10 protein-coding genes are annotated in these 12,090 nt (G+C 37.9%); all 10 read right to left on the reverse strand.

Translation table 11 applies throughout. The features are described 5' to 3' along the window. Positions 1-13 precede the first annotated feature (13 nt). On the reverse strand, positions 14-1,111 hold the full coding sequence (locus tag ACQKOG_RS18670; RefSeq protein WP_427447868.1) for a pentapeptide repeat-containing protein: 1,098 nt from the start codon (positions 1,109-1,111) through the stop codon (positions 14-16). 15 nt (positions 1,112-1,126) lie between these two features. Next, the gene (locus tag ACQKOG_RS18675) at positions 1,127-2,656 is read right to left on the reverse strand and encodes a phage baseplate assembly protein V (protein ID WP_427447870.1); all 1,530 of its coding nucleotides are present in this window, start codon (positions 2,654-2,656) and stop codon (positions 1,127-1,129) included. Beyond that, positions 2,653-3,297 carry a hypothetical protein gene (locus ACQKOG_RS18680; RefSeq protein ID WP_370079720.1) on the reverse strand — a complete coding sequence of 215 codons (645 nt, stop codon included), beginning with the start codon at positions 3,295-3,297 and terminating at the stop codon, positions 2,653-2,655. Before ACQKOG_RS18680 ends, ACQKOG_RS18675 begins: the two co-directional genes overlap by 4 nt. Before the next feature lie 293 nt (positions 3,298-3,590). Further along, a complete protein-coding gene (locus ACQKOG_RS18685; protein ID WP_427447873.1) occupies positions 3,591-4,364 on the reverse strand; it encodes a DNA and RNA helicase in 774 nt (257 codons plus the stop codon). A gap of 33 nt (positions 4,365-4,397) precedes the next feature. Continuing rightward, the gene (locus tag ACQKOG_RS18690; protein WP_427447875.1) at positions 4,398-7,046 is read right to left on the reverse strand and encodes a molecular chaperone; all 2,649 of its coding nucleotides are present in this window, start codon (positions 7,044-7,046) and stop codon (positions 4,398-4,400) included. Positions 7,047-7,068: 22 nt separating this feature from the next. Continuing rightward, positions 7,069-7,764: an iron-dependent peroxidase gene (locus ACQKOG_RS18695; protein ID WP_370080659.1), complete on the reverse strand. Its 696-nt coding sequence runs from the start codon at positions 7,762-7,764 to the stop codon at positions 7,069-7,071. Next, the gene (locus tag ACQKOG_RS18700) at positions 7,755-9,029 is read right to left on the reverse strand and encodes a normocyte-binding protein (RefSeq protein ID WP_427447929.1); all 1,275 of its coding nucleotides are present in this window, start codon (positions 9,027-9,029) and stop codon (positions 7,755-7,757) included. The genes ACQKOG_RS18695 and ACQKOG_RS18700 overlap by 10 nt, the downstream gene beginning before the upstream one ends. A 4-nt stretch (positions 9,030-9,033) precedes the next feature. Continuing rightward, positions 9,034-10,665, reverse strand: a complete 1,632-nt coding sequence (locus tag ACQKOG_RS18705; protein WP_370080657.1) for a serine/threonine protein phosphatase — start codon at positions 10,663-10,665, stop codon at positions 9,034-9,036. A gap of 50 nt (positions 10,666-10,715) precedes the next feature. After that, positions 10,716-11,555 (reverse strand): PP2C family protein-serine/threonine phosphatase, encoded by an 840-nt coding sequence (locus ACQKOG_RS18710; RefSeq protein ID WP_427447877.1) that lies wholly within the window; start codon positions 11,553-11,555, stop codon positions 10,716-10,718. Positions 11,556-11,561: 6 nt separating this feature from the next. Further along, positions 11,562-12,089, reverse strand: a complete 528-nt coding sequence (locus ACQKOG_RS18715; protein WP_376075819.1) for an FHA domain-containing protein — start codon at positions 12,087-12,089, stop codon at positions 11,562-11,564. Position 12,090 lies beyond the last annotated feature (1 nt).

A 12,090-nucleotide genomic window follows, 5' to 3' on the forward strand; every position in this document is an offset into this window, starting at 1 on the left:
GTTGATTTCAAAGTTAATGAATCCAATGAATGTCTTTTATCTGGTCTGGGCTAAATAGACACTTCTCTTGATCGCGTTTAAAGAAGGTAGCTCCTTTTAAATTGGCATCTGTAAAATTGGCGCCTGCAATCTGTGCAAAATCAAATTTTGCATTTTCCAAATTCGCATGACTGAAATCAGTGCCTAAGTAACACGCAACTTCATCATCCGGAAGCATCAGTGTTTTTCCCTGCGCATGCGTAAAATTAGCACCTGCTAAATTGGCATTTCGAAAATCAGCATCTTGAATGGCTGCATAGGAAAAATCAACATTCCCTAAGCTACAATCTACAAAACTAGTCCCGACGCAAACGCTTTGCTTCAATGAAGCCCCCTCTAAGTCACTGCCATTGAAATTCGCATAAGAAAAGTCCATTTGGTCGAAAAGTTTTTGCTGTAACTGTAGGCTTGAGAAATTTTCAAACGTATATGATTTATCCGTCTCATTTTTCTCTAACCATGAGAGAAGATTTTCTTTCACCCGTTCCCGTTCATCGATGACCCCAACATCTTCACTAAATCCTTTATATTCCCCGACACGAAATCGTAAACACGCTGCTCGTTGGAAATCTATTTCGGGTACGGTTTCTTGTTGATAGCGGAAAAGATAGCGTACCAATTGAATGGTATACTGATGAAACAGAATCACAGTCTGTTGAATGATTCCTCGAACATCAGCTGCTTGGATGGAGAGATACGGCTTTCTTTCTATTTCAAGCGTTTTGTGTAAATCTATAATCGCCTCACTAAGCCATTCCGCTTCATACTGGGCCGTACATTCTCCCCAATCGTAGTACCATTTTTCTCCATACGCTTCTAGCAAATACGTACACTTGTTATCTAGTAATGATGTTCGTAGCAGTGAAAAATGAATAAAAGCAACTGGCGCTAACCACCCTTGTTCTTGCTGATCTCTAATATTGGCAAACAGCTGTTCAAGTGCGTTAATGATTGGTTTTAGTAAGATTTCCTTCTCTTGGCGAAACTGTCGATCAACCTTCTCTTGTAATCGGCTGATATGAACTGACACGCATTCATCCATAAAATGCTGTAATGCTTCTTCTCGTTTCATGCGTCCACATCCTCACTAATTTGCTCGTACTTCTGTACCTTTAATCTCCATTTTGTCTTCCATCTTGATTGAACTGTCTTTACAAGTCATCTCTATTTTCTCGGTCGCATTAATCATAATTTGCTTCGCATTGATGGCTACTTTATCTGTTGCTTGTAAGGTAATATTTTTATCACTTATGATGGAGATCCCATTATCATCCATAAGCGAAATCATTAATCCACCACCAGATATGACAATCCGATCGGGTGCAAGTAGAATTTGTTTACCGTGCTTCGTTCTGAGTGTTTTGACATCTGGATCAGCCATCCGCGCTGGATCTTGGCGACTATCCTCTGGTGGTGCAGGTCTTGATCCGCCGCCACCGCCACTAGCACTGGCACTTCCACCACCGCTTGGACTAGGCGGATTCGTCGCTGCTAACATCGAACCAGATTGTGGAGGCGCTTTTGATACGGAACTAATCGCAATCCCTTCATCCTCACGATTGCCCGGGAAATAGATTCTAACGTTATCAGATAGCTCCGGCATGAAGTACCATCCTGTATTATCTTCTGATGCATAGATCGTTGAATACGGAAACCAATACGCTGTATCTTTTTCTTGACCCTCATCGAAATCGACATGAATACGAATTTTGTCCCCCGCAACATCAATTACTTTGCCTTGAATGGAGGCACCAATAATAGCTTGATTATAAGTAGTGTGAACACTGAAGCCGTTCTGAGGTGTTAACGTGTAGATGTGCTTGAACAAGCCATCTTTTAAAGTTGAGAAGATTTTATAGACAAATAATTTTTTTGATTGGAACGTCACTTCATTGCCTATTTTGAATAGTTGAAACGATTCTACTTCATAGTACATATAGTCACTATCGGTAATACCGTCGAGATGATTTTTACTGGACACAAGGAAATTGCCGATCGCCTTTTTAACTCGATAATTAATGGCCTCCATTTTCTGCGTACCCCCAGCTTGAAATGGTACGCCGAAGTAAAACTTTGCGGCTGGGTGAACCGTATCTGGCACCAGACCTGTATGGAATCTTGATGCCATACGTTTAAGAAACTCCCAATCTGTCTCTATATATTGCATCGTGAAACGGCCAATAGTAGCGCCCTTTGAGGCATAATCCATGAAATCTGCACCTTTTTGATCGGCAATACATGCATTTATTAATTCACTATAGGGCATACTCGCATTTTGATAGGTTTGGTTTATCTTCTTCACATCTAACACATACGTATGTGAAACGGCTTTAACCTCCAAATAATAGGTACCCAAAACCGATTTCACTTGTACATCTAACGCCAGCCCATTAAAAATAGGAATAGTTTGTCCACCACTACCGATTTGCAATACTTCAATAGCCGTTTCGGCATCGGTCATATATACATAGGAATCTTCGAGTTCATCTGGAATCACGCCCGTTAAATGCAAAGTAGCATGCTCATTCATTTGTTGCGTAATTTCGATTTGATTGACGCGAATATTATAGGGCATCACGATGATATCTTTATACGTTAAGGCTGTTTCCTTATTCATTCGACAACACCTTCTCCATCTAATAATTTGTTTTCAACCAAGATAGATTCCATCATGCCGTAAGCAATGGGTTTCCAAATATTCATCTCTTTTTTCAAACAATTAACCGAGCCCATCGTCACATTTTCGCCTACAATAAACAAAAACATTAAATTATAAATCTTGTTATCTAGTGCTGGCGAAATAAAATCAAAGTAACCAATTTGTAAACCGTTAACTTCATTCATGCCGCTATCCAACATTTTCGTAGTTGGCTGCGTTTTTTGTAGGATGTTCCTCATGGCCTCTGTGAAGTCTTCTAATTCCTCTTCTTTTACCTGTTGTTCCATGATTTTCAGCGTGACATTGATGGACGTACTTTCGCTTGTATAAATATAATCGGGTCTACGACTGGAAGGATATTTAATATCCATTAATTCAGTCTCCATCACGTCAAATGTTGCAGGCATGCACATCCGGATTTGATCCTCATAAAAACTTATTTCTTTAAACTCAATCGTTTCATCTTCAATCATGAGCTGACCATCTTTAATCGCTTTCACAATATCAGTATGTAATAATTGGCTTTCGATGTTCTCCATTCGTTTCTTCTGCCTTGCATGTTTCGTCATCTCGATAACTTCTTCATCCATAAATTTCATTGTTTTCGCTCCTTTGTTTCGATTCTTTTTTCTCTATCTCATAGCCTTGTAATTTTTTGCTTTCCTATTAAGGCTAACTCAGATGACATGATCGAAAATAGCTTCGGCGTTCGAAACGAAATCTTTCCTTCCATGACATGCTGAATCAATGACTGAAATATCCTGCTCATCTATATTGACAAAGCCCTAGGAAATGCTCCTCATACGGTGTTTATCATTCTTATAAAGCCGCTTCCTTGTGAGCTATTTCACGTTGTCCATTTCTTGAACGTTCTTCATCTACAGACCATTAGCTAGTCAACAATCATGCGCTTTGGTCGCCCTTGGCTATGCCCTGTCATACGACCACCACGTTTTGATTCCAATAAAATACGATTCAAGTATTTATGAATTTGACTATTAGAAAATGTTTGGTAATCAAGCTCTAGTCGATTACAAATATAGAAATCGATTGCATCTCGTTGAACGCGCTCCTGATTTAAGCACTCTAAAGCAAAAGCGACATCATACGGATTAGCTGGTCGATTTTTTAACAGCTCTCGTGCAAAATATAGCAAAATGATTGGATGATATGTGCTTTTTTGAAAACCTGCATACTGACAGTGAAGATAATTGACCGTATTGTATTCAGTAGCAAAATCAAGAAAATCAATATACTCTGAACGCAGTTTGGCACCCGATTTTAATTTAAAGCGCGCTAACTCTAGCTCATTATGTGCAAGCTCTAGCGAATCATCTAGGACTATCTCTGTCGTATGGTTTCTAAAATCTAATTCATTCACTTCTTCAGCAAAACGTACTTTTACAATCGTTTCGCTTCCTGTCGCCTCATAAGGAAGCTCATAGCTACTATGCAGCATATAGAGCTTTCCATTATGCTTGATAATGCCTTTTGTAATGATGAGGCTTGTATCTGCTACAATAATTCTGGCACCGGAAATAATGCCATTAGAATAATCTTGGAAATATAAATCTAAAAAATCTCTTGGGTAATCTCGCAAATTTTCTAGCATTTCTCGCTTTAAAATGCGGCCTTTTTGAAAATGTGGATATTGATTGGCAAACAAGCTGTCACCCACCTCTTTTCTTGTTTTTCACTTTTACTTTAATCCATCAAAGAAATCTAGCTCAGACAAATCGGTTTCGAAGGCAAAGAATTCCTTGTGTCCGATAAACAGCTGCTCGTCTTTTCTTGCTACTGGAACTACATGGAAGCCCCAATGATCTTCGCCTGCAAAGACGAAGAACTTCACTTCCCCATTCGTGATGGAGTCCGTCTCGTCCTGCGGAATTTTATCTTGATAGTGCATGGCGATATTCTCATAAAGAACAGGCGCATAATCCTCCTGACGATTAAAGTACGTGTATTTATACGTTGAGTGGTTGTCGCTACCCGTTAGGAAAAACTCAACTTCTTTTACACCCCATGGGCGAGAAATCGTACCGTGAATTTGATTCAGTCTTTCTAAGCTACTAATCAGTAATTTTTCCTGACGATTATGTGTAAAGGCACTGACAGCATAAGGTACAACTGGTGCATGATTCGTCACTTCTGTTTCGATCATGCCGATTTTCTTGGCATTTAAATAACGAAGTGCTCCCCTTAAACAAGCAAGCTTTAACTCTGGAACTTTCCCGATATTTTCAGCCTTTTGTCTAAATTCAATGCTACGTCCTGGTACAAATTCCTTTAAAGCCTCGCGAAATGCGTCTATTTTACAGGACTGTCCAGTCAATTTAATGATGGAATAGTCACTTAGTATGCCAGTCTCATAAAATTCTTCTAAAAACTCTCGCACGATATCATAAATATCAGCCTTAATGAGATGATTGATTTCTTTAATGTTGAAAAAGACATTTGGAAAGTCATAAACTTCCTTAAATTGATTATTTTCGACCAACGATAGGCACCAGCGATCTACTGCTGTGACATTTAAATCACTATCGTGCTGCATATCACTATCCGCGTAAAAACGACTTCTTAATATACCTGTTTTACGGAAAAATTCCTTCTTCATCTCTTCTGCCATTTCCCATAAGAAATAATAATTATTGCGGACACGAAGGTACTCATCACGTGTTCGATTTTCATATTCCTTAAAACGGGTAGGGATAATATATTCAGCATCTAGAAAGGCTTTTTCGAATTGCTCGTACACTGCTTCCACGCCATGGTCGTCTACATAGCGATAAATATCCTTACCTGGAATGTCAATTAATGCATCGATATCATAATCACTTTTTCCTCGACTATAATAGTTTGCAAAGACGATTTTCATAAATTGGAAAATACGATACGTAATATTGTTGCCACCAAAATTCGTATCTCCATTTTCATAGGTAGTATGAATATCAATTTTGTAAGAAATATGTCCGTCCTCTATGCGAAACTTACAAGAAGAAAGGTCTGTTGTTCCACCACCACAATCGATTACGAGTGCTTTATATTCCTTGCCATCGAGAAAGCTATTATTCTCTATTTGATTGGCGATCGTATTATAAAGAACTGACATCCCTTCATCGAGGGCATGCTCAGTTTCGATTTGGTACTCAGGCAAAATCGCGCGAAACATATCTAAAAATTGTGTTTTCAACTTAACGGGACTGGAGATATGTAAATGCTTGAAACGACATTTAAATTGATGCTCCGCCATTTGAATAATATAAAGTATAAACTCTCTTAAAATTTGGCTCCGTGGAACAAGTGCAGTATTCCCGTTGGCATCCATCACCTCTTCCAGCTTGGCATAATTACTAACCCAGCGTTTAATACCTTGGAATTTCGTAGCCAATGATGTATAGCTATTTTTTTTCATCATTTTTAACGCTTCATAGCCGTAGTGATAGTTTACTTGGTCTGCATTTGAGCAATCTGCGACAGTCATGACCGTCGGCACTACTTCAATCCATTCGTTTTGATGAAGTGGATCTGGAAATTGCACAAAATTGATGCTATTTAGCTGAATTCTGTTATTTAACAAATCATGACTGCAAGGAGAGGACACATAATCGCTCTCTAAATACACACCAGCTGTTGTATTTGTTGTACCAAAGTCAATCGCAAGAATGGCATTCGTTGTTTCCAGCTGTTTCATCTCTAAATCTGGTATTGGAACCTTATAATAATGAAGATTTGTTGGCGGAAGTGGGGTTTCCTGATAATACGTCTTACAGATATACTCGGAATCTTGCTTTCTTAAAAAAATAAAGCTGTAGTTTTTATTGTTTGTCTTCCGAATACCTATTGCTTGATCAGCAGCGAAATAATATTGATTTGGGACTTCGTCATCTTTAAGGATATTAAGAATGCCACAAAGTTCCAGCTGCTCATTGACTAGCAGTACATTGGATTCAACAAGAAAACCGCCTGTTTCCACGAAATACTGATCTGGTTTATCAATCTTCATCCCGCTATATAAGCTCATTTTGGCAGGAATTTTAATGTCACCATTGTCAGACATCTGCGTTTTTAAATACTCTTGCATGGCCGCTTCTACTCGTTCAAAGCCCCCATCCTTTTTTTCTCTAATAAGAGGGTTTTCTTCAGAGCCACGGTATCTTAAAATTTTGTCGATTAACTCGTCTCTTGTCAGTGTATTAATAAGCCCAGTCACAAGCTTTTCCTTATAGCAAATATTTCTAAGCTGGAAGGTTGTCATTTCCATTAGTTCTACTCGTGTATAGGTCATATATTTCTTTTCTGTATTACGCTTATTGGCATACAGCTTATATGAATATTTAGTTGTCATTGGAATCCCTCCTCTGCTCTGTTTAGTAAAGAGCTATTCGATCTAGCTTCATTGTTTCCTCTGCATCAATAATGCCAAAGTGATATTGCCAATAAACCTCCATATGAAAGCCTATTGGCAGAAAAATTTCTTGTACAAGCTGGACCTTTTGCTGATTTTGTTCTGTCTGCTTTTGACGAATGTATAAAAGCAGCTCATCCTGGTCTTCCGATTTCACATAAATCATGCAATTTTTAAAAAGCCTTTTCAGCGTATCCTTTAATAAGTAAATTTCTTCACCTGTCCGGTACAGTCTTAGCATGTTGAGCGCAACTATTTCTTGCTCCTTTTTCGTAAAGGCATGAATATTGTCACGCACTAATTTACCAAATACATCGGCCTCGATTTCTCTTAAGATAAAACGAATATAGAACTCTCGTTTATTCATGCCCTGCATACGATCAATTTCAGCTAAAAAATGCAATACGGTATCTAAAAGATAATTCCTAAACTCAATATCCGCAAAATTATCTGGATGGAAGAGACCATTAAAAATCCCGTAATAGCGATAATATGGATTTACTTCAACGTGCTGTTCAACATACTGTGCATTTAATAGTTGTGGACTAAGTTCCATATAAGGTGAATAGGTTTCGGCAAGATGAAAATAGATATCCTTTTTAGAAAGGCCTTCATCCTCAGCTTTAATGAGCAAATCCCAAATATAGTTCATAGCCAAACACCTACACATTCATATTCAAAGAAATGCCGTTGCACTTCTGATACGAGGAAGCTTAAAATATCGTTTGCAATAAAGTTTCTCTCCTCATTCGCCTTAAACTTTAGTAGCATCGTTTTTTTATGATTATTTTCGCCTATCATTTCCGTTAAGAAAGTGTTCGCAGAATGAGTAAAGCTTGTTCCAGAATAGGCGTCCACTATTTCGACATCTATAAGTTCAAAGCTGTCAGCAGCCTCGAAAGAATTAATCATACGCGTAATTTCGCCCTTCGTTTTAACATTAGCCGTATACTTGTTAGCGAATTTGTGTATAAAATGCTCAATTCTTCTATTTGATACAAGCTCGTAATTTAATTTCCCGATTTTCTCATCTTCCATTTTTGCAATTTTTATTAACTGCCAAACCCCTGACTTATCTCGGGGTGAAACAATTGTTAATTCATTGTCTGAACGTTTAACGTAACGAACATTATCCTCTTCGGCCTCAACAAGATAGCCATGCTCGTTGCCGATTTTACGTATGGAAAGGACATGTTCATAATTCACCTTATCGATTGCAGGAATGGGAAAACCGACATTTTTGACTTCATGACGTTCAATATTCCATAGTGGAACCATATTCAGTCGTTTTACTTGCTCATACTCCTCTAAGTCAACAATTATTTCTGTAATTTCGGCATCCTCATTTAAAGGTGGACAATCTACTAAATTGATATTAAAAAATTTATAGACGAATGGATGATTAATTGTTTTCCATGGTAAGCCATTTATTTGGAAAAGCGGATAAAGCTTGTTAATCTCTTGTAAATAGTCCGTATTTTGTGTAAGACTGACCTTAATCTCTACTTGTCCTTCTGTCGTTTCTAGCTTTCCACTAAAGAGTCGCTGCTCCGTAAGTAACTGTTGAATTTGCATGGAATCACATTCTAAAAATAATGTGAACAGTTCTGCCGATCCATTGTTTTTAAACGCTTCAAGCATTTTTTTAATACTGATTGAATTACTTTCTAAATCAGCTGGTCGCATCGGGAATAAGCATTCATGAATAGGGTCAACATCCTCCTTAGAACTTAGCGTCACATAAATATCAAACCTATTCTCAACATCATCCATTTCGTTGAATATGCGCTCCTCGAGCCTTTTGTTCATTTCATCCTGATAATCGATTAAATTTACAAAAACGCCACTGACAATATCCTTTAGCAGTTGACGTTGCTCTAAATCTTCTATTTTGCGTAACCGTTCAATCATGAGCTCTTTCATCAATTTATTTTCCCTCTTTCATCACTTCAGCATTAGATGGCTCACTGGCAGCTGTCCCTTCATTCGTAGGCGGTGTTGCATTATCAGCAGTTTGCGGTTGAGGAGGAGGATTTAATTTATCATTGGTATTCATAACCTTTCGCTCAAGACCTAAAACCTTCGACAGTAGCTCTGTTTCCTGATAAATTTCCTGTGCAAGTGTATAATATTCAATCGCTTTCCCAAACTCTTGGCGTGCATAGCTCTGATCTCCGCTTTTTTCTAAGCCCTCAGCCTTTAATTCCTTCTGGGCCTTTTTTAATTCAGCAATTTTAGCCTCTGTATCTTCTATTTTTGTCTTTATTTCAGGTTCCCCAGTATAGGCAATTGTCAGGGCTTTTTTTCTTGCCTTTTGATACGTTTCAAGAGCCCCATTGTAATCCTCTGCCTCAAATCGGAAATCTCCATCTTTCACAGCTTCAGCAATTTGTACAATAGTATCCATATTGGCGATTCTTTGTTCAACTACTCCTTTCCCAAAGTCTTTAATAAGCTTTCCTTCTTTTTTAGCCTTTTCATATGACTCAAGCGCATCGTTAAATTTACCTTCTTCCGCGGATTTATCTCCACTAATAATCAGATCGGTAACTCTTAATTTTCTAGCTAGTATATTTCTATGTATTGGATCCTTCAATTTTTTAGCCGCATTCCTGCCCTCGCTATATTCCAGCAGTGCCTTATCATAAGTTCCATCTTGAAAATACTGGTTTCCGCTCTTTTCATGATCTTTCATCTCTACGGTTAATTCAGCCATTTTTTTAGCTTGTTTTGCCTGATAAAAAATCGTGCCTCCACCTACGACCAAAGCTAGCACTAATGCAGCTGCAATCATTTTGATGTATTTCATTCTTTTCTTATTTGTTTCCTGATAAACCTTGTTAGCAAATATAGCTGCAATTGTGTAATTATTAACAACTTTCTTTTGCCTACTTAACAAAACCTCTTCTAATAAATCAATGTATTGCTCAGGCTCTTTTGCTTCTTCCAACGCATCTGCCATTTCAATTTCATTGACATCTTCCCAAAAGCCGGCTGTACAAAGCACTAGTACATCGTCATCCATTAACTTCATTTTCTTAGAAACAAAAGGCTGAAAATCTTTTGGTTTACCAAGATAATTTAGTAAATTGGTTCTTTCCTCATGCTGGCTAATGTCGAGCGAACGATTCCTATTATTCACGATCTCTTGTGCTAAGCTTTGGTCTGTGCTTTTATACGATAAAGTACCATTACGGAAATGATACAGTCTCGAATTTCCGGCAACTGCCACAATCATCTTTGAGTAATCTGAGACAACCATGACAATACTAGCTTTCAATCTCACCCTTAAGCTTTGAGCTTGAAGTATGTCTTGCGCATTTTTCAAATATTTTTTAATGCTTCTTCTAGACATAGATGGCTTTTCCATAAATTTTTCTAAAATTGCCTTTACAGCAAGCTCTGCACTACTTATTTCCTGATCAGAATCTAATCCTTTTATAGCTACCCAGCAGGCTATATCGTCCAGCTCTGTATAGGCAAAGTAATCTTTATTTTGCAAAAATGAGCCCGCTTCGGATAAAAAGCTTGTTTTAAAGTTGCTATTTTCCTTTCTCATGATTACTCCTCCTTATTTACTGACTCATTTAAAGACGACAAGTAAAATGATTACCATGTTTTTTCTAGAATAACGATGGTTGCATTATCTTGATTTTTTAAGCGTTTTTGTTCAACGGCTTTTATCATGTCTTGAGCAATATCATAGGGAGTAGCTTGCTGAGAGAGAATTTTTTCCATTTCAACCTCTGTTAAAGTATCATAGACTCCATCACTAAATAGACATACCTTATCCCCTCTATTTAGCGGAATTGGACTTTTTCCTATATCCATATTTTTAAAGCCTTCATACCCTAAATAATTGATAAGTCTCTTTTTCAAAGGATTTTCCTGCACCTCAAGCTGAGATATTTCACCAGATATATATCGCTCAGTTAACACTGATTCAAAAATATGCTTTTGATTGATTGCCTTAAATTCTCCGTTTCGAAAAATGGTTATGACACTATCTCCAACGGCTCCCCAGTGAAGAAATCCGTTATCATCAATAACGGCTGCCACTAATGTAGTACCACCGTTCGAGCCATTTAAATTTTCGACAATCATATGATTACTTGCAAAAGCGGCCTCCTTAAAAAATTTTTCTAGCGTATTTAGACCGCTAAGCTTTTTAAATTCTTCAATAAATGTATTGACAGCAACCGTACTTGCCATTCTACCGTTTGCTAAGCCACTAATGCCATCTGCTAGGACAGCAATTGTTCCATCTTTCGTTTCAGCTGTAGAGAAATAGTCATCCTGCTCATCACGTCTGCCAATCGTTTGTCCATTTCCGATTGCTACTTTGTTTTTTTCATTTTGTGGCGCAAGCATGTTTCTAATGATTAATAATGCAATGAGTACAACGATAAAAATAAGCGCAATTATGTATGGCAGTAGTTTCTGATCCATTCGTCATCATTCCTCACTGTTGTTGTTTTCCCATTCAAAGTGAACACCACATAAGGGAATAAAAAGAAACATACTTCTGCCTAACTGAATCACATCATACGCTGCAAGCTCCGTTGGCGTATAAATCGCTTCATTGTTAAGATAAGCTAAGCCTGATGCATCTCCTGGAAGTAGATAAAAATTCCTTTTTTTAGGATCATAAACAATGACTGCATGGTTGCGCTGAGAAATTGAATTATCTCCAACAATACGAATGTGCATATCCTCAGCTCTACCAATAAAGTTTTTTTCCGATAAAATTCGATAATCTCGACCCATTTGAGGCCCTTCAATACAAACTAACCATCCCGTTACCGGATCAATTCCATCCATTTCTCCAAGGTATGGCATCGTTTTATCATCTAGCTCTGCTACAGCTGTTTGCTGACTACTTGGTCTTTGCTCTTGTTCCACCATTACGTTGCAATACGGACATACATTTCTATGTCTTCTGGAACTAAACATGTGACCATTTGTGCATCTAATCAAACTCATT

Source organism: Lysinibacillus sp. NPDC093216, from assembly GCF_050280325.1.
GTDB lineage: Bacteria > Bacillota > Bacilli > Bacillales_A > Planococcaceae > Lysinibacillus.